Below are 17,827 nucleotides of genomic sequence, written 5' to 3'. Positions count from 1 at the left end.
GCGGTGCGCGGACTACTGGGGGGTTCGCCCATGGGCGGACGCTCACACCTTTCATGCAGGACCGGGTGATCCTCGCGGGGAGGACCGGAAGGTCCCCCAATGGTAAAGGATGAGCAAAGTAGGTCGGTGTGGGGCTTCACCCTCAGCCGGTGAGGGGCTTCACCCAGCGCCGCCAGTGCTCCTCGGGCGCGTACCCCGCCGCGCGCCAGGCATGGTGCGCACTCTCGTTGCGCACCAGCACCATCGCGTCCCCGCGCCGTCCGCCGAGCCGTACGAGCCGTTCTTCCGCGGCGGCGAGCAGCGCCGAGGCGATCCCCTGGCGCCGTCGCTGCGGGTGGACCGCCAGCCGGTACAGATGGCAGCGCCAGCCGTCGAAGCCGGCGATCACCGTGCCGACGAGCTCGCCGTCCTGCTCGGCGAGGACGAGGGCCTCCGGATCCCGCTCGACGAGCCGCTCCACGCCGTCCCGGTCGTCGCTGATGCTGGTGCCCTCGGCTGCCGTCTTCCAGAAGGCGAGGACGGTGTCCAGGTCGGCGGGCGTCGCGGCGCGTATACGCAGATCGGTCATGCCGGGATCCCATCACGCGGGCCTGTCGCGGACCTGGAATTCCAGCATCCGGACGGACGAGCGGGCGGGGCGTGGTCAGCGCCCGCCGAGTTCCGCGACGACCGGGGCGAACGCCTCCATGTACGGCTCCAGGACCGTCAGATACGAGAAGCCGTACCGCTCGCGCTGGGCCAGCACCTGGGCGACGATCTGTTCCAGCGTGCCGACGAGCAGGATGGGCAGCTCCAGTACCTGCTCGACGGTCGAGCCCACCCGCTCGGCGAGCGGGCGGACCGCGGCCGAGCGGTCCTCGGTCACGGCCACCATCTGCACGAGCAGGTTCAGTTCGGCCTCCTCCTCGCGGCCCACGGCCAGCCGCCGGTAACGCGCCACCCTCTCCTCGAGCTCCGCGGGCGCGATCGGCGCCAGCTTCCCGGTCGTGCTGCCCGGCACCAGACGCGCACCCGTGAACGCCGCGATGTCGGCGTGCTCGGCGGTGAGCCTCATCATCCGGTCGCCGTTGGCTCCGATCATCAGCGGTACGCGCGGCTTCTGCGCCGGGCGGGGGCTGGTGGTCGCCGGAGCCGAGCAGCCGGTCCAACTCCTCGACGGTGCGCTGCAGATGGTCCACGCGCTCGCGCGGGGAGCCGAACGGCAGCCCCGCGGTGTCGTGTTCGGCCTGCACATAGCCGGTGCCGAGGCCGAGTTCGAGCCGGCCGTCGGTCAGGGCGTCCGTGGTGGCCACCTCGCGGGCCAGCAGCGTCGGGTTCCAGAAGCCCGCGTTGAGCACGAACGTGCCCAGCCGCGGCCGCTCGGTGACGGCGGCCGCGGCGACCAGCGCCGGGAACGGCGCGACCATGCCGAGATGGTCGGGCACATGGATCACGTCGTAGCCGAGCTCCTCTGCCCGGCGGCACTTGGCGCGCCACTCCCCGGCGGGCGCGGCACTGGTCAGGCTGACACCGAAGCGGAACGGGCGCGGCATGAACTCTCCTCACGTGCAAGCGACTTGAGCACCTGCCGCGATTCCATCACTCGTGCGCCACGGCGGCCAGCGCATTCACTCGTGCGCGATGGCGGCCAGCACATTCATCCGCGATGCACGCAGCGCGGGCAGCAGCGCCGCCACGATGCCCACCACCGCCGAGCCGATCACCACCGCGACGATCGTGGTCCACGGGATCGCGAGTGCCTTCATGCCCTGCAGCGCCAGCACCTGCTGGGTGCACACGCCCCACACCAGCCCCAGTGCGAGCCCGAGCACCGCACCGAACACCGCGATCACCACCGACTCCAGCCGGATCATCCGGCGCAGCTGCCGGCGGGCGAGCCCGATGGCCCGCAGCAGCCCGATCTCGCGGGTCCGCTCCACGACCGACAGGGCGAGCGTGTTGACCACCCCGAGCACGGCGATGATGATCGCCAGCCCGAGCAGCGCGTAGACGAGGTAGAGCAGCACGGCGATCTGGTCGTGCACCAGCTTCTTGTAGTCGGCCTGATCGCGCACCTGGACCTGCGGGTACGGCTTGAGCGTCCGGTCCAGGTTCTTGCGCAGCTGGTCGGCGCTCGTGCCGGAGGACTTGTCGACGTACAGCGCGGAGTCCTGGCCGCCGGGCACGTACTTCTCGACCGTGGAGATCCCGAAGAACAGGCCGCCCCGCATGCCGAAGCCGCCGCTGTTGTCCTGGTCGGTGAGGGCGCCCACCTTCAGCCGGGTCCGCTGCCCGCCGGGGAACTCGACCGGGAGCGTGCTGCCGACCCGGACGTGGTGGTCGTCCGCGAAGCCGCGGTCCATGCCGAGACGGCCGGGGGCCAGCGCGGCCGCGGTGTTCCCGGCCGTGTACGTCACGTGCGCGACGTCGTCCACGCCGTCGTCGTAGCCCGCGGCGGTGGTCTCGACGCGTTTGCCGTCCGGCAGCCGTACGGCCACCGGTGCGAACCGCTGCCGCACGACGAGACCGACGCCGTCGGTGCCGCGGACCGCGTCGGTGACCTCGTTCGAGAAGGGCACGAAGTTGCTGTTCTGGATCACGAAGTCGGCGCCCAGCGTCTTGTCGATCTGCTGGTCGAAGGACTTGGACATGGAGGCGCTGGCCACCGACATGCCGCCGACCAGGGCGAGGCCGACCATGAGGGCGGCCGCGGTGGCGCCGGTACGGCGAGGGTTGCGCAAGGCGTTGCGCTGGCTCATCCGGCCGACCGAGCCGAACAGGGCCGGGAAGGCGCCGCCCAGCACGCGGATGAGGGGCCGGACCAGGAGCGGTCCGGCGATCACGGTCGCGACCAGGGTGAGGACCACGCCGAGGCCCAGCAGCGAGGCGGACGAGGCCGTCTTCGTCGCCGTGGCGCAGCCGGCCAGGGCGGCCGCGCCGAGCACGCCGACGACCGAGCCGACGACGGCCCGGGTCCTGAGCGGTTTGCCGACTCCGGCGATCTCGGCGTCCGCGAGCGCGGCCATCGGGGAGACGCCCGCCGCCCGGCGGGCGGGCAGGTACGCCGCGACGAAGGTGACGCCGACGCCGACGACGTAGGCCGCCACGGGAGTGCCCCAACCGACCACCATCTCCGTGGTCTTGAGGTTCATCCCGAACGCGCTCATGAGCTTGATCAGCCCGGCGGCGAGCCCGATGCCGGCCGCCAGGCCCAGCGTCGAGCCGACCACGCCGAGCAGGATCGCCTCGGTGAGCACCGACCGCCGCACCTGCCGCCGGTCGGCGCCGAGGGCCCTGAGCAGGCCCAGTTCCCGGGTGCGCTGGGCGATCAACATGGAGAAGGTGTTGACGATCAGGAAGACGCCGACCAGGACGGCGATCCCGGCGAAGCCGAGCATCACGTACTTGATGACGTCGAGGAACCCGCCGAGGTCCGCGGCGGCCGACTTGGCCTGTTCGTCCGCGGTCTTGATGTCGTAGGAGCCGGTGCCGGCCGCGGCGGCGACGCGGCGCTTGAGCTGTGCGTCGCTCACGCCCTTCGCGGCGTTCACCTGGATGCTGGTGGCCTTGTCCGCCGAGCCGAGCAGCTGGGTCGCCGCGGTCTTCGGGTCGAGGAAGACCAGGGCGGCGCCGGGGTTGGTCGTCTTGAAGGTGGCGATGCCGACGATGCGGACCTTGAAGGTGCCCGGCTGTGCGAGCACGGTCAGGGTGTCCCCGATCTTCACGTGCTTCTTGTCGGCGGTGTCGGCGTCCAGCAGGGCCTCGTCGCCGCTCTGCGGGGTCTGCCCCGAGGTCAGTTCCACGGGGCTGCGGTCGGTGACGTACCAGTCGGAGGCGATGGTGGGCGCGCCGGTTGTCGGCCCCACCGACTTGTTCCTGCTGTCGACCACGGTGATGTTCTGGACGCTGACGTCGGCGTGCACCGAGGCGGCCCCGGGGACCTTCCCCAGGCGCTGCGCGAGCGCGGCGGGGACGGTCTGGGCCTGGCCGGTGGGGACCTGCGACTTGAGGTCCTGCGACTTGAGGTCCTGCTTCGGCTCCACCGTCACATCGGCGGACGTGGAGGCGAACAGCCGGTCGAAGGTGCGGGTGACGGTGTCGGAGAAGATCAGGCTGCCCGCGACGAACGCCACGGACAGGACGATCGCGAGCGCGGAGAGCAGCAGCCTGCCCTTGTGCGCGAGGAAGCTCCGAAGCGTTGCCTTGAGCACGGCGTCAGCCCTCCTCGGCCGCCGGGGTGCCGTCGTCGAACTGGCTGCGGATGACGTCGAAACGCTTCATGCGCTCCAGCACCGCCTCCGCCGTGGGGTGCTCCATCTCGTCGACGATCCGGCCGTCCCCGAGGAAGAGCACCAGGTCGGAGTGGGCGGCGGCGCCGGGGTCGTGGGTGACCATGACGACGGTCTGCCCCAGTCCGTCGACGGACTCCCGCAGGAAGCCGAGGACCTCCAGGCCGGCCCGTGAGTCGAGGTTGCCGGTCGGCTCGTCCGCGAAGATCAGCTCCGGCCGGGAGGCCAGCGCCCGCGCGCAGGCCACCCGCTGCTGCTGGCCGCCGGACAGCTGCGCGGGCCGGTGCTTGAGCCGGTCACGCAGTCCCAGCGTGTCGATGACCTGGTCCAGCCACTTCTCGTCGGGCTTCTTGCCCGCGATGTCCATCGGCAGGGTGATGTTCTCGGCCGCGTTCAGCGTCGGGATGAGGTTGAACGACTGGAACATGAACCCGATCCGGTCGCGGCGCAGCCGGGTCAGCTCGCGCTCCTTCAGCCCCGTGATCTCGGTGTCGCCGAGCCACACCTGGCCGGCCGAGACGGTGTCGAGCCCCGCCAGGCAGTGCATCAGTGTGGACTTCCCGGAGCCCGAGGGCCCCATGACCGCGGTGAAGCGGCCGCGCGCGATGTCCACGTCCACCGAGTCGAGGGCGAGCACGGTCGTCTCGCCCGAGCCGTACGCCTTGGTCAGGCCACGGGCGCGGGCCGCGATCCCACCGGCCGGCGCGTGGCCCGGGACGTGCTCCGCAGCTGATGTGGACAAGGCTGCCTCCTCGCTCACCTGGACGTGCGACTCCCTCGTTGCGGCCGAGCGTAGTGTGAGCGGGCCCACAGCCGGAATCCACCGCGAGTGTTGGTCCCTCTCCACCCCAGGTCGTGCCCCTGATACCGGTGTAAGGGGCACGCTCCACCCGCGGGAGGAGCGCGTGACGGTGCGGGGAGGACCACTTGCCAGTGCTAGCACCTCGGCGCTAGCTTCTAGGTATGGCGAAGACCCAGTTGAACGTGCGAGTGGACGAGGGCACGGCCCGCGCCGCCCGCGAGCGCGCCCTGGCCCGCGGCATGAGCGTCAACCGCTATATAGAAGAGCTGGTCAGACAGGACACCGGCGAGGTGGGCCACACCTTCGTGGAGGCGGCCGCCGACTTCATGAAGCAGTACGAGGCCGTGTTCGCCGAGGAGTTCGACACGGAGCGGACGCCCGGACGCAGCGAAGGTCGCCACTGATCCCTTGAGCCATCTCAGCATCGACCTCGCCTGGCTCCTCATGCTCGCCGAACAGAAGACGCCCGGGGACCCCCAGGTCACCGACTGGGGTGCCCTGGTCGCCGCCGTCGCGCGCCACGAGGCGGAGATATTCGACGTCCCCGTCTACGACAGCCCCCACGCGCGCGCCGCCGCGCTGCTCCAGCTCCTCATCCACGTCCCGGCGCTCGAGCGCTCCAACGCGCTGTTCGCCTCGGCCGTGGCGTACGCCTATCTGGTCGCCAGCGGTCTGAAGGTGGCCACCTCGCCCGTGCAGGTCCGCGACCTGGCCCGCCTGGTCAAGAGCGGCGAGGCGACGGTGCACGACATCGCGGCCGAGCTGCGCGGCTGGACGACGGTCTGATCACGACGACCGGATTCACTTCCCGGCGGGGTCCTGGGCCTGTGGCCGCCAGGCCGTGCCCAGCACGCAGTACGAGGTCGGCAGGACCGGCCCGTTCTCCGGCATCATCGTCCGCCGGTAGGGGCCGAGGACGAACCCGGCCTCGCGCAGGGCGGCGATCGGGTCCCGGCCCACGTGGCAGCCGCCGTTGAGCGGCGGCCACACCGTGCGGTCCAGGGCGCGCTGCGTGGCGTGCATGATCCGGCCGCCGCCCCGGCCGTGCTCGAAGAACCGCACGGTCCCGCCCGGCCGCAGCACCCGCCGCACCTCGGCGAGGGCGCGCGGCACGTCACGCACGCTGCACAGCACCAGCGAGACGACCGCCGCGTCGAAGGCCTCGCTCTTGACGGGCAGGGCCTCGGCGGCGCCCGGTGCGACGTCGACCGGCACCTCGCTGCGCAGGGCGGCCTCGACGGCCAACTGCCGCAGCCGGCGCTCCGGTTCGATCGCCACGACCTCCGAGACGGTGCCCGGATAGTGCGCGAAGTTCAGGCCGTTGCCCGCGCCGATCTCGATCACCCGCCCGGACAGCCCGGACAGGAGCCGGTCGCGTACGGCGCCCATGCCCATCCGGGTCTCGGCCCGCTCGCTGATCCGGGCGTAGCAGCGGGCGAACAGCGGGTGGTGCACGGGATCGCGCGCCACCTTGGTGGCGCCGGGGGACCGTAGCGGCATGGGACCTCCCTCGCAGGACGTTCCTTACCGCGATTCTCCCCCGTAGCGGCCCCGCGCACCCCCCTGTCGCCTCGTCCCGGCCCGTTCGGGCGGCGGCCTCAGGCGACGAAGCGCCGGACCTGCTCGTAGACGCCGTGGTCGTTGTTCATGTCGGTGTGCGAGATGCAGCCCGCGTCGACGTTCGTGGCGCCGCTCAGCAGTGCCGAGCTGTTCGGGACGACCGCGTCGTCGCAGTCCGACCAGTAGCTCGCGTAGGAGACGCTGCCCGGTGTCTCGTCACCGGAGTTGAGCGAGGTCAGGAACGAACTGCCGGTCTGCATCTCCTTGCAGGACGTGTAGAGCCAGGCGCACCACGAGGCGACGGAGGTGCCGTGGTTGACGCCGGCGACCGAGACGAAGTCGTCGACGTACGCCGTTCCGCCGAGGTTCTTGAGGAAGTAACGCGAGCCGAGCACACCCATCGAGTGAGCGACGATGTCGACCCTGGACGCACCGGTCTTCGCCAGCACGTTCTTGATCTCGGTGGCCAGCTGCTGCGCCGTCGTGGCGTTCGACTGGCCCCAGTCGTACGACCACGCGTAGAGCTCGGAGGACGCGTAGCCGTCCGCCTCGAAGTCGGCGATCCAGTCGTTCCAGCTGCTGGAGTCGCTGCTCAGGCCGTGCACGAAGACGATCGGGTCGTGGGCCGCGGCCTGGGCCGGGGCGGCGGACAGTGAGAGGGACAGCAGGAGCGATGCGACCACGGCCGAGAGTGCCGTGGCGATACGACGCTTGTGGCGCTGCATGGTGCCTCCTGACACGGGTGGGTTCGCCAGGAGTGTCGGCCCGGGTCTACGCGCGACGCATCGGTGACATCGCCAGTCTTTACGGTTCAAGTAACCCGCCAGTAACGTCACTTGTGTGGTGACTCCGGTGAACCCCCCACCTCTAGACCGCACTTCGCCACCGCGACGCACGGCGCCCGCTCTCCCCGAGGGCGTCCGCGTGCGGGTTCTGCACGCCGTCTACGGCGATGCGCGCGCCGCCGAAGAGCTCATGGCGCTGCTCACCGACCGCCAGGCGGCCGGGCTCGACCCGCTCCCCGTCGAACCCGCCGAGCAGGCACCGGCGTTGCTCCGCTCGCTCCGCGGCGAGATCCGCTCCCTCCCGGACGGCACCCGGCTGCTCCTGCTGCTCGCCGCGGCGGACCAGTTCCCGGTCGCCACCCACGCCTTCCTGCGCGCCGTCGCGGCCGTCCGCCTGGACACCCGCCCGCTGGAGGCCGCCGAGGCTGCCGGGATCGCGCACGCGGGAGCGGGCGGTGTCGTCTTCCGCGACGCCTGGACCAGGATCGCGTCGTACGAGACCGGCTCCCCGGCGGACCGCCGTGACGTCCACCGCCTGCTGGCCCGTGTCCTGCACGGCGCCGGGGAGACGCCCCGCCGTTCCTGGCATCGCGCGGCGGGCGCTGTCGGCCCGAGCGGGCGCCTGGCGGCGGAGCTGCGCGCGGCCGCGGGCCAGGCCCGCGCGGCGGGCCAACTCGTCCTGGCCCGGGCCCTGTTGGAACGCGCCGCCGCCCTCTGCCCCGACCCGCTCGAACAGTCCCGGCTGCGCACCCGTGCGGCCACGCACGCCTGGAACGCGGGCGAGGCCGACCGCGCCCGCAGACTGGCGGCCGGCGCACCGTCCGACGACGCCCTGACGGGCCTGTTCGCACTCCACGCGGGCAACGCGACAGAGGCCTTCGACACGCTGCTGACGGCTGCCGTGCGGGAGGGGGCTCGCGGGGGCTCCGTCGCGCGGGGGAGCGCCTGTGGGTGTTGTGTCGCCGAGGAGGGGGCCTGCGGGTGCTCCGTCGGGCGGGAGGGTGCCTGTGGGTGTCTCGGCGGGGAGGGCACTGGTGGGTTCGCCGTTGGTGAGGCGGGCGCTCGCGGGTCTTCCGTCGCGCGGGGGAGCGCCTGCGGGTGCTCCGTCACCGGGGAGGGTGCGTGCGAGTGCTCCGTCGCCAGGGGGAGCGTCCACGACACCCCCTCCGCCCACGAGCCCCCCGCCGCCCGCAAGAGCATCCTCGAATCCACCGTCCGGGAGGCCGCCCTCGGCTCCCGGGCGGCCGCCACCGATGGCGTCTCCGCCGCCCATCTCCTCGCCCGTGTCACCGAAGCCGCCGTCTATACAGGCGACTTGAGCCGCTGCCGTGAGGCGGCCGTGGTCGCCGGGCGGCTGGGGATCGCGGTGTCCGGCACGCTGACCGGGCTGGCCGCCACCTTCGAGGGCCGTTACGAGGACGCGCGAAAGCTGCTGGAGGCGGCCGCCGGGCGGTGCGGGCCCGGAGGCGACCCCACCGATCCCACCCTGCTCGTGCACGCCGGGATCGCGGCGCTCCTGCTCGGCGACGACACCCGTGCCGCCGCCTTCACGGTCAGGGCGGCCACCGCGGCCCGGGCGCGGGGCGCGACCGCCACCGTGGCCCAGGCCCTGGAGTTCCGCGCCTACGCAGACTTCTGGACCGGGCGCCCGCACGCCGGTGCGGCCACCGCCAAGGACGCCCTGCGGCAGGCCCACGCCACCGGCCACGACAACGGCGCCTGCCATCTGCGGGCGGCCCTGGCCATGTTCGCGGCGGTCACCGGCGACGAGGACGCCTGCCGCGAACGCGCCGCCGCCGCGCGGTCGTACGCCCTCGCCCGGGGCCTCGGACTGCCCGCCGCGCTCGCGCAGTGGTCGCTCGCCTTCCTCGACCTCGCGAGCGGCCGCTACGCCGGCGCCGCGGCCCGGCTGCGCGCCCTCGCCGGCTTCGGCCCGGGCCACGGCCACCGCGCCGTGCGGCACCTCGCCACCCCGCACTACGTCGAGGCCGCCGTCCGCACCGGCGACACCCGCGTCGCCCGGGCCGCCCACGCCGACTACCACCGCTGGGCGAGCGCCGTGCGCAGCCCCGACGAGCTGGCCCTCAGCGCCCGCTGCCGGGCCCTGCTCGCCCCCGGCGCCGAGGCCGTCGAGCACTACCGCACGGCACTCGACCTGCACGCGCGCGGAGCCCGCGACTTCGAACGGGCCCGTACGGAGCTCCTGTTCGGCGGCGCACTGCGCCGGCTGCGGCACCGTACGGAGGCCCGGGACCGGCTGCACAGCGCCCTGGAGGCTTTCGACTGCTTCGGCGCCCCGCACTGCGCGGCACAGGCCCGCGCCGAACTCCGCGCACTCGGGGCGCCCGCCGTGCCCGCACGCAGCGGCGACGACCCCACCGCACGGCTGACGGCCCAGCAGCTCCTGATCGCCCGCATGGCGGCCGACGGCGCCACCAATCGCGAGATCGCCGCACGCCTCGCCCTCAGCCCCCGCACCATCGACCACCACCTGCGGGGCGTGTTCGCCCGGCTGGGCATCCGCGCACGGATCGAGCTGGTACGACTGCTCGGCGACGGCGACGGCGACGGCGACCCGGTCCGATGACATCGCGCCGCGGCGACCGGGCCGATCTCAACTCGCCGTGTCCTCCTGCCCGGCCCGCACCTCTTCGCCCTACCTGGGCGCTCACCCGCCTGGCTCATCCGAATGGCAGATCAGTCGTTCATCGGCATGATCTCAATGCGGAGTACGGGGACAAAACGGAAATAGTCTGCTCTTCGCGAACGTGCGGACACGCCGCACCACGGCTCACACGAGGAACGACGAAGGGTGTCGACATGCCAGTGCCAGGCCGCTCGAGGCGGCGTCCCTCCCGGTTCGCCCTCGGCGCCCTCGTAGCGTCGGCCGCGCTGCTCGCGACCACCACCGGCCCGGCCACCGCCTCCGCCACCGAGCCCGACGGCGGCGGCCCGTCCGGCATCAGCACGTTCTCGACGGGCTACCAGACGCCCTGGGACATCACGTTCATGCCGGACGGCCGCTCGGCGCTGGTCACCCAGCGGCTCGACTACCAGGTCTTCCGGCTCGGTCCCGACGGCAAGAAGACACGCGTCGGCGAGGTGCCCAACACGGTCCCCGAGCCCTACGACGACGGCCCCGGCGGCCTGCTCGGCGTCGCCCCCTCACCGACCTGGGACGGCAAGAAGGACAAGCAGGTCTTCTTCGCGCACACCACGAGGACCGAGACCCGCATCGTCAGGATGGACTACGACGGCAAGACGCTCAGCCACTACAAGGTGCTGATCAAGGGCATCAAGCGGATCGGCAACCACAACGGCGGCCAGATCCGCTTCGGCCCCGACGGATACCTCTACGTCACCACCGGCGACGCCTACACGCCGCAGCTCGCACAGGACCGCAAGTCGCTCAACGGCAAGATCCTGCGGATCACCAAGACCGGCGCCGCGGCCCCGGGCAACCCGTTCGGCGACCGGATCTACAGCCTCGGCCACCGCAACCCCGAGGGCCTCGGCTGGGACCGTAACGGCAATCTCTGGGAGACGGAGATCGGCGACCAGACCTGGGACGAGCTCAACCTCATCAAGCCGGGCGGCAACTACGGCTGGCCCGCCTGCGAGGGCGGCTGCGACAAGCAGGGCATGACCAACCCCAAGGTGGTGTTCTCCCCGAAGTGGGGCGTGCCCGCCCAGATCGCCGTCGTACGCAACGTCCTGTACGTGTCGTCGCTGCGCGGCAAGCGGCTGTGGCGCATCCCGATCGACGGCGACAGCGACCGCCTCGGCACGGCGGTCGACTTCTACCCGGGCCAGTACGGCCGCCTGCGCGCCCTCGCGGTGGTGCCCGGCACGGACGACCTGCTCATCGGCACCAGCGACGCCGGATACGGCAAGGACAAGATCCTGCGCCTGTCCATCAAATGACCCCCGCCCCACATCGAGCACTCCGGGAAAGGACACCCCTGCCATGAACGAAGTCACCGAACAGCTCAGGCCCGTCGAGCAGAGCCCCGCGCAGGAGCCGGACGGCGCCGTCTGGCAGACCCCCTCCTACGAGGTCGTCGACACCGCACTCGAGGTCACCGCCTACTCCCTCAGCTCACGCTGAGCCGGCGCCATGCTGCTGCTGGTACTCGGCACCGCCGCCGGTGGCGGCATCCCGCAGTGGAACTGCGCGTGTCCCAGCTGTTCCGGGGCACGCGCGCATCCGGACCGGCGCCGCCGTCACGCCTCGCTCGCCGTACGCACCCATGACGGCCGCTGGTACCTCGTCAACGCGACCCCCGACATCGGCGACCAGATCGAGAGCCGGCCCGAACTCCACCCAGGACCCGGCCCCCGTCAGACACCGGTCGCCGGACTCGTCCTCACCGACGCCGAACTCGACCACACGCTCGGCATCGCACGGCTGCGTGAGGCCGACGGCATCGAGGTGGTCGCGACGGGCCCGGTCCGCCGGGCGCTCCTGGACCGTCTGCACCTCGGCGACGTACTGGCGCCGTACACCCGCGTGACCTGGCGCGAGCTGCCCCGGCACGGCGCCGGACCACTGGACCCCGGCACCTCGGGCCTGCAGATCAGCGGCATCCCCGTGTCGGGCAAGCGCCCGCGGTACGCCGCCGACGCCGCGGCCGACGACGCCTGGGTCGTCGCGCTGCGGCTGTACGACCCCGTCTCCGGCGCGACCGCGCTCTACGCCCCGGCACTGGCCGCCTGGCCGGACCGACTCCAGCAGGCCGCCGAGGAGGCCGACTGCGTCATCGTGGACGGCACCTTCTGGGACGACGAGGAACCCCGCCGTACGGGCATCTCCGAACGCACCGCCACCGGCATGGGCCACCTGCCCGTCGACGGGCCGGACGGCACCGCCGAACGCCTCGCCCGCCTCTCCGCGCGATGCCTCTACACGCACCTGAACAACACCAATCCCCTCGTCGACCCGGCGGCGCCCGAGCACAAGCGGCTCGCCCGGCTGGGCCTCGAGGTGGCGTCGGACGGGATGGAGATCGAACTGTGAGCACGGCAGCACTGCTTACGTCCGCCCCGCTCGCGGAGCCCTGGAGCGCCGCGGAGTTCGAGGCGCGACTGCGTGCGGTGGGGGAGGAGCGCTACCACGACCGCCACCCCTTCAACCTCCGTATGCACAGCGGCGATCTGAGCCGGGAGGAGCTGCGCCGCTGGATCGCCAACCGTTTCCACTACCAGCGCCACATCCCCGTCAAGGACGCGCTGATCACCGCCAAGCTGGACACCTCCGCACTGCGCCGGATGTGGCTGCGGCGCATCCAGGACCACGACGGGCAACAGGAGGGCGAGGGCGGCATCGAGCGGTGGCTGCGGCTCGGCGAGGCGGCCGGTCTCGACCGCGGGACGCTGCTCCGCGCCGACACCGTGCTGCCGGGCGTACGGCTGGCGGTCGACGGATACGTCAACTTCTGCCGGCTGCGCCCGCCCCTCGACGCCGTCGCCGCTTCGTTGACCGAGCTGTCGGCCCCGGACCTGATGCGCACCCGTATCGACGCCTTCGAACGCCACTACACGTGGATCGAACCCGAGGGGCTCGCCTACTTCCGGACCCGGGTCTCCCAGGGACGGCGCGACAGCCGGGAGGCGCTCGACCTGGTGCTCGGCTGGGCCCGGACCCGGGACGAGCAGGAACGGGCCGTGGCCGCGCTGCGGTTCAAGTGCGACGTGCTGTGGTCGCTGCTCGACGCCGTGGACCAGGCGGGCCGCCGGAGGGAGGCGTGAGGCGGGCCGCGGTGACCGACTGGCGGCCCAGGCTCGCGCCCGCGATCGTCCTGCGGCACGACCGCGCCCGCGACACGGACCTGTTGCTGCTTCCCGAACGCGTGGTCATCCTGCGGGGCGCCGCCGGGGCGGTCGTCGGCCTGTGCGACGGGACGCGCAGCGTGCGCGACCTCGTCGACGAACTGGCCGGCCGCTTCCCCGATTCGGCCGTGGCCACCGACGTCCCTCCTTTCCTGGAGGGGATGCGCAGGGAGGGCTGGCTCCGTTGACCGCGGCCGATCCGGCGCCCGCGCGTCCCTGGGCCCTGCTGGCAGAACTCACCCACGCCTGCCCGCTCCACTGCGGGTACTGCTCCAACCCGCTGGAGCTGACACGGCGTTCGCGCGAGCTGAGCACCGGGCAGTGGGCGCAGGTGATGTGTCAGGCGGGCGAGATGGGCGTGGTGCACACCCATCTCTCGGGCGGCGAACCGCTGTTGCGGCGTGACCTGGAGGAGATCGTCGCCGCGGCCGAGACCGCCGGCATCTACACCCAGCTGGTCACCAGCGGCGTGGGCCTGGACCGTGCCCGGCTGTCCGCGCTCGCCGCGGCCGGACTGCGCAGCGTCCAACTGTCCGTCCAGCACGCCGACATGGACGCCTCCGACCGGATCGCCGGACGCCGGTCCTTCGCCGACAAGGAGCGGGCCGCGGCGCTCGTGCGAGCCGAGGGTCTGCCTCTCGGCCTCAACATCGTCCTGCACCGCGAGAACCTCGACGCGATCGACGGCGTCGTCGAACTCGGCCTGTCCTGGGGCGTGGACCGCGTCGAGCTGGCCAACGCGCAGTTCTACGGCTGGGGCCTGCTCAACCGCGCCGCGTTGCTGCCCACACGGGACCAACTCGCCCGCGCACAGGCAGCCGTGGAGCGATGGCGCGAGCGGCTCGCCCCGGACGGCCCCGCCCTGGTCTGGGTCGTCCCCGACTACTTCGACGGCGTGGCCAAGCCGTGCATGGGCGGTTGGGGGGCCGTCTCGCTCACCGTCACCCCGGACGGCACCGTCCTGCCCTGTCCGGCCGCGGCCACCCTGCCGGACCTGGACCCGCCGAACGTCCGAGACCACCCGCTGACGTGGATCTGGGACCACTCCAGGGCCTTCACCCGCTATCGCGGAACCGACTGGATGCCCGACCCCTGCCGCGGCTGCTCCCGCCGCGAGGAGGACTTCGGCGGCTGCCGCTGCCAGTCCTACGCGCTCACGGGCGACCCCACCCGCACGGACCCGGCATGCCATCTGTCCCCGGACCACGCCCTGATCCAAGCCCTGACGGAGGAGAACGCGGACGGCAGGCCGCCGATCGTGCGCAGGGCACCGACCCGCCCGGAGACGGTCGGACACGCCCCCTGACCGGAACGCTCTCGCCGTGGTCAGGGCGCCTCGCGCACCTGAAACGCCTCCGCGTCCCAGACCCCGTCCAGCCGCGGAGCCAGCCAACTCCGGGCAGCCGTGCGGAAGTCCGCGGGCTCCAAGGCCGCCGCTCCCGCGGGCAGCGCGCCCAGCAACGGTGCGTCCGTGACGTCCGGGAGGTCTGCCAGGTTGCAACGGGAGGCCAGATCGGGGGAGGTGGGCCAGCTGCCGATCACCATGCCCAGCAGGTCGAGCTTGCGGGCCCGTAGTTCGCGTGCCGTCAGCTCCGACGTGTTCAGGGTGCCGAGACCTGGCGACGTGACCACCAGTACCGGGGCGTGCAGCAGCGCGGCCGCGTCCGCCAGGGTGCCGCCCGCCGGGTCGAAGCGGACCAGCAGACCGCCCGCTCCCTCCACCAGGACCAGGTCGTGCTCGGTGGCCAGCTTGGCGGCGGCCTCGGCGACGTCCTGCGGATGCACCGGGGTCATCCCGGCGCGCCGCGAGGCCGTCCCCGGCGCCAACGGCTCGGGGTAGCGGGCGAGTTCGGCCGTAGTGACGGCGCCCGCGAGGCGCGCGACCTCGGCGGCGTCGCCCGGCTCGTCCGGCCGTACACCGGTCTGCGCGGCCTTCAGGACGGCCACCGTCCGGCCGGCCGCGAGCGCGGTGGCCGCGAGCGCCGCGGTCGCGATCGTCTTGCCGACCTCGGTGCCCGTACCCGTGATCATCAGGATCGGCATGTTCATCCTTCCCGTGCCGCCGCGCACACGGCGCGCGCGATCCGTGCCAGGTCCGCGTCCCCGGTGACGTACGGCGGCATCGTGTAGATCAGGTCGCGGAAAGGGCGCAGCCACACGCCCTCGCGAACGGCCGCCTCCGTCGCGGCCTTCATGTCGACCTCGTGGTCCAGCTGGACGACGCCGATGGCGCCCAGGACGCGTACGTCCCGCACGCCCGGGAGATCGAGCGCCGGTGCCAGCCCGGCCCGCAGCCCCGCCTCGATCCGTTTGACCTCGCCCAGCCAGTCCTGGCCCAGCAGCAGCTCGATCGAGGCGCAGGCGACGGACGCGGCGAGCGGGTTGCCCATGAAGGTCGGGCCGTGGGCCAGGACCGGCACCTCGCCCCGCGAGATGCCGTCGGCCACCTTCGGCGTGCACAGCGTCGCCGCCATCGTCAGGTAGCCACCGGTCAGCGCCTTGCCCACGCACATCACGTCCGGCGTCACGGCCGCGTGCCCGGCCGCGAACAGCGAGCCCGTACGGCCGAATCCGGTCGCGATCTCGTCGAACACCAGCAGCACGTCATGCGCGTCGCACGCCTCGCGCAGCACCCGCAGGTAGGCGGGGGAGTGGAACCGCATCCCGCCGGCGCCCTGAACCACCGGTTCCACGATCACCGCGGCGAGTTCGTGGGCGTGCTCGGCGACGGCCGAGCGCAGCTGCTGCGCGTACGCCTCCTCGTACTCGGCCGGAGGCGCGTCCACGAACACCTGCCGGGGCAGCACCCCGGACCACAGTTCGTGCATCCCGCCCTCGGGGTCGCACACCGACATGGGCTGCCAGGTGTCGCCGTGGTAGCCGCCGCGCCAGGTCAGCAGCCGCTGCTTGCCGGGGCGGCCCAGTGAACGCCAGTACTGCAGGCACATCTTGACCGCGACCTCGACCGACACCGAACCGGAGTCGGCGAGGAAGACATGCTCCAGGCCGTCGGGCGACATGTCGACAAGGAGCTTCGCGAGCCGGACGGCGGGCTCGTGCGTGAGCCCGCCGAACATGACATGGCTCATCCGTCCCAGCTGTTCGCGCGCGGCCTCGTTGAGCACCGGATGGTTGTAGCCGTGGATCGCCGACCACCAGGACGACATCCCGTCGACCAGCTCGCCCGAGCCGTCCGCCATCCGCAGCCGCACCCCGCTCGCCGACTCCACGACGAGCGGTTCGGCCCGGCCGGGCATGGGGCCGTAGGGATGCCACACATGCCGCCGGTCCAGCTCCAGCAGTTCGGGGACGGGCAGGTCAGGCATTGGGCGCGAGGTCCGTTCCGGCACCGCGGCGGCGGACGGCGACCAGGTCGGAGCGCAGCTCGCCCGCCGCGGGCGCGCCGGCGGCCGTACCGCACACGCCGCCGCCCTCGTGGGACCCGCACCCGGCGTCCTCGTGGGACCCGCAGCCGGCACCGGCGTGCGAACCGCACCCGCCGCCCGCCGTGGCCCGGTGCTCCGGCAGCGTCACCTGGCCGGCGCCCTCCACCTCGAACCCGGCGTCCGCGATCATCTCCAGGTCGGTCTGGCCGGCCTGGCCCTCGCTGGTGAGGTAGTCGCCGAGGAAGATCGAGTTGGCCAGGTGCAGGGCGAGCGGCTGCATGGTGCGCAGATGCACCTCGCGGCCGCCCGCGATGCGCACCTCGACGTCCGGGCACACGAACCGCACCATCGCCAGGATCCGCAGGCAGCGCTGCGGGGTGAGGTGCCACTCCGTGGCCAGCGGGGTGCCCTCCATCGGGATCAGGAAGTTCACCGGTACCGAGTCCGGGTCCAGCTCGCGCAGCGAGAAGACGACGTCCACCAGGTCCTCGTCGCTCTCGCCCATGCCGGCGATCAGACCCGAGCAGGCGGACAGCCCGGCCGCGTGCGCCTTGGACACCGTGTCCACCCGGTCGGCGTACGTGTGCGTGGTCGTGATGTCCGCGTACGTCGACTCGGACGTGTTCAGGTTGTGGTTGTAGGCGTCCGCGCCCGCCTCACGCAGCCGCTCGGCCTGGCCGTCGGAGAGGAGACCGAGACAGGCGCACACCTCGACGCCCTCGTTCTCGTCCTTGATCGCCTTGATCGTGCCGGCGACCCGGTCGATGTCCCGGTCGGTCGGACCGCGCCCGGACGCCACCAGGCACACCCGCTTGGCGCCGCCGGCCAGTCCGGCGGCGGCGGCCTGCGAGGCCTGTTCGGGCTTGAGCCAGGTGTACTTGAGGATGTCGGCCTTGGAACCCAGCCGCTGGGAGCAGTACGAGCAGTCCTCGGGACACAGGCCCGACTTGAGGTTGACGAGATAGTTGAGTTTCACCCGTCGGCCGAACCACTGCCGGCGCACCTTCCCGGCCGCGGCCACCACATCGAGCACGTCGTCGTCGGAAGTGGCGAGAACGGCCAGAGCTTCCTCGCGGGTCGGCAGCTCGCGCCGAAGCCCCTTGTCCACCAGCGTGTTCAGCAGGTCCATGAGAGCCGATCCTGTCCTACCGACCCGCTTCGGGCCAAGGAGAGAAGGAACAACAGAGTCACTTCGTC

At 72.5% G+C, this 17,827-nt stretch carries 17 protein-coding genes and 1 pseudogene; 9 read left to right on the top strand and 9 right to left on the bottom strand.

What is annotated here, in order from left to right:
* Positions 1-142: 142 nt before the first annotated feature.
* From ACGFYN_RS22120 to ACGFYN_RS22105, 4 genes and pseudogenes are all read right to left on the bottom strand, one after another.
* Positions 143-568: a GNAT family N-acetyltransferase gene (locus tag ACGFYN_RS22120; protein WP_393867554.1), complete on the bottom strand. Its 426-nt coding sequence runs from the start codon at positions 566-568 to the stop codon at positions 143-145.
* A 75-nt stretch (positions 569-643) separates the two neighbouring features.
* A pseudogene (locus ACGFYN_RS22115) lies at positions 644-1,532 on the bottom strand (LLM class F420-dependent oxidoreductase).
* 75 nt (positions 1,533-1,607) lie between these two features.
* The gene (locus tag ACGFYN_RS22110) at positions 1,608-4,190 is read right to left on the bottom strand and encodes an ABC transporter permease (RefSeq protein WP_393867553.1); all 2,583 of its coding nucleotides are present in this window, start codon (positions 4,188-4,190) and stop codon (positions 1,608-1,610) included.
* Between the two features lie 4 nt (positions 4,191-4,194).
* Positions 4,195-5,010: an ABC transporter ATP-binding protein gene (locus ACGFYN_RS22105; protein WP_393867552.1), complete on the bottom strand. Its 816-nt coding sequence runs from the start codon at positions 5,008-5,010 to the stop codon at positions 4,195-4,197.
* A gap of 221 nt (positions 5,011-5,231) precedes the next feature.
* On the opposite strand from ACGFYN_RS22105, the gene ACGFYN_RS22100 reads away from it, so the two are divergent.
* The gene (locus ACGFYN_RS22100) at positions 5,232-5,474 is read left to right on the top strand and encodes a toxin-antitoxin system HicB family antitoxin (protein WP_393867551.1); all 243 of its coding nucleotides are present in this window, start codon (positions 5,232-5,234) and stop codon (positions 5,472-5,474) included.
* Positions 5,475-5,478: 4 nt separating this feature from the next.
* Positions 5,479-5,856, top strand: coding sequence for a fic family toxin-antitoxin system, toxin component (locus ACGFYN_RS22095; protein WP_393867550.1), 378 nt, complete (start codon positions 5,479-5,481; stop codon positions 5,854-5,856).
* Between the two features lie 15 nt (positions 5,857-5,871).
* Here the strand turns inward: ACGFYN_RS22095 and ACGFYN_RS22090 are convergent, their stop codons facing one another.
* Both ACGFYN_RS22090 and ACGFYN_RS22085 read right to left on the bottom strand, forming a co-directional pair.
* Positions 5,872-6,570 (bottom strand): class I SAM-dependent methyltransferase, encoded by a 699-nt coding sequence (locus tag ACGFYN_RS22090; RefSeq protein ID WP_393867549.1) that lies wholly within the window; start codon positions 6,568-6,570, stop codon positions 5,872-5,874.
* 98 nt (positions 6,571-6,668) lie between these two features.
* A complete protein-coding gene (locus tag ACGFYN_RS22085) occupies positions 6,669-7,355 on the bottom strand; it encodes an esterase/lipase family protein (protein ID WP_393867548.1) in 687 nt (228 codons plus the stop codon).
* A 115-nt stretch (positions 7,356-7,470) separates the two neighbouring features.
* Between ACGFYN_RS22085 and ACGFYN_RS22080 the strand changes: the two genes are divergently transcribed.
* From ACGFYN_RS22080 to pqqE, 7 genes are all read left to right on the top strand, one after another.
* Positions 7,471-10,002 (top strand): LuxR C-terminal-related transcriptional regulator, encoded by a 2,532-nt coding sequence (locus ACGFYN_RS22080; protein WP_393867547.1) that lies wholly within the window; start codon positions 7,471-7,473, stop codon positions 10,000-10,002.
* Positions 10,003-10,235: 233 nt separating this feature from the next.
* Complete coding sequence (locus tag ACGFYN_RS22075; RefSeq protein WP_393867546.1) at positions 10,236-11,339, top strand: PQQ-dependent sugar dehydrogenase; 1,104 nt, start codon at positions 10,236-10,238, stop codon at positions 11,337-11,339.
* Between the two features lie 43 nt (positions 11,340-11,382).
* A complete protein-coding gene (gene pqqA, locus ACGFYN_RS22070; protein ID WP_393867545.1) occupies positions 11,383-11,523 on the top strand; it encodes a pyrroloquinoline quinone precursor peptide PqqA in 141 nt (46 codons plus the stop codon).
* A 9-nt stretch (positions 11,524-11,532) separates the two neighbouring features.
* Complete coding sequence (pqqB, locus tag ACGFYN_RS22065; protein WP_393867544.1) at positions 11,533-12,432, top strand: pyrroloquinoline quinone biosynthesis protein PqqB; 900 nt, start codon at positions 11,533-11,535, stop codon at positions 12,430-12,432.
* An 11-nt stretch (positions 12,433-12,443) separates the two neighbouring features.
* Positions 12,444-13,163 carry a pyrroloquinoline-quinone synthase PqqC gene (gene pqqC, locus ACGFYN_RS22060; RefSeq protein WP_393867683.1) on the top strand — a complete coding sequence of 240 codons (720 nt, stop codon included), beginning with the start codon at positions 12,444-12,446 and terminating at the stop codon, positions 13,161-13,163.
* Positions 13,160-13,432 (top strand): pyrroloquinoline quinone biosynthesis peptide chaperone PqqD, encoded by a 273-nt coding sequence (gene pqqD / locus ACGFYN_RS22055; RefSeq protein ID WP_393867543.1) that lies wholly within the window; start codon positions 13,160-13,162, stop codon positions 13,430-13,432. The genes pqqC and pqqD overlap by 4 nt, the downstream gene beginning before the upstream one ends.
* The gene (gene pqqE / locus ACGFYN_RS22050; protein ID WP_393867542.1) at positions 13,429-14,550 is read left to right on the top strand and encodes a pyrroloquinoline quinone biosynthesis protein PqqE; all 1,122 of its coding nucleotides are present in this window, start codon (positions 13,429-13,431) and stop codon (positions 14,548-14,550) included. The genes pqqD and pqqE overlap by 4 nt, the downstream gene beginning before the upstream one ends.
* 20 nt (positions 14,551-14,570) lie before the next feature.
* Here pqqE and bioD read toward each other — a convergent pair whose 3' ends face one another.
* From bioD to bioB, 3 genes are read right to left on the bottom strand one after another with little or no spacing between them, the layout of a single operon-like run.
* Positions 14,571-15,287, bottom strand: coding sequence for a dethiobiotin synthase (gene bioD, locus ACGFYN_RS22045; protein WP_393867541.1), 717 nt, complete (start codon positions 15,285-15,287; stop codon positions 14,571-14,573).
* Positions 15,288-15,289: 2 nt separating this feature from the next.
* Positions 15,290-16,570: an adenosylmethionine--8-amino-7-oxononanoate transaminase gene (locus tag ACGFYN_RS22040; protein WP_393867540.1), complete on the bottom strand. Its 1,281-nt coding sequence runs from the start codon at positions 16,568-16,570 to the stop codon at positions 15,290-15,292.
* Entirely contained in the window at positions 16,563-17,759 is a 1,197-nt protein-coding gene (bioB, locus tag ACGFYN_RS22035; RefSeq protein WP_393867539.1) for a biotin synthase BioB, read from the bottom strand. The genes ACGFYN_RS22040 and bioB overlap by 8 nt, the downstream gene beginning before the upstream one ends.
* Positions 17,760-17,827 lie beyond the last annotated feature (68 nt).

It is taken from the genome of Streptomyces sp. NPDC048419, assembly GCF_043200415.1.
In the GTDB taxonomy this organism is placed as follows: Bacteria; Actinomycetota; Actinomycetes; order Streptomycetales; family Streptomycetaceae; genus Streptomyces.
Note: the sequence above shows the minus strand (reverse complement) of the source record. Positions and strands in the feature narration are given on the sequence as shown.

Coding starts and splice junctions, on each gene's coding strand:
- ACGFYN_RS22040 (WP_393867540.1), bottom strand. CDS start 16,570: ATGCCTGACCTGCCCGTCCCCGAACTGCTGGAGCTGGACCGGCGGCAT.
- ACGFYN_RS22120 (WP_393867554.1), bottom strand. CDS start 568: ATGACCGATCTGCGTATACGCGCCGCGACGCCCGCCGACCTGGACACC.
- bioD (WP_393867541.1), bottom strand. CDS start 15,287: ATGCCGATCCTGATGATCACGGGTACGGGCACCGAGGTCGGCAAGACG.
- ACGFYN_RS22100 (WP_393867551.1), top strand. CDS start 5,232: ATGGCGAAGACCCAGTTGAACGTGCGAGTGGACGAGGGCACGGCCCGC.
- ACGFYN_RS22085 (WP_393867548.1), bottom strand. CDS start 7,355: ATGCAGCGCCACAAGCGTCGTATCGCCACGGCACTCTCGGCCGTGGTC.
- bioB (WP_393867539.1), bottom strand. CDS start 17,759: ATGGACCTGCTGAACACGCTGGTGGACAAGGGGCTTCGGCGCGAGCTG.
- ACGFYN_RS22075 (WP_393867546.1), top strand. CDS start 10,236: ATGCCAGTGCCAGGCCGCTCGAGGCGGCGTCCCTCCCGGTTCGCCCTC.
- pqqB (WP_393867544.1), top strand. CDS start 11,533: ATGCTGCTGCTGGTACTCGGCACCGCCGCCGGTGGCGGCATCCCGCAG.
- ACGFYN_RS22090 (WP_393867549.1), bottom strand. CDS start 6,570: ATGCCGCTACGGTCCCCCGGCGCCACCAAGGTGGCGCGCGATCCCGTG.
- pqqA (WP_393867545.1), top strand. CDS start 11,383: ATGAACGAAGTCACCGAACAGCTCAGGCCCGTCGAGCAGAGCCCCGCG.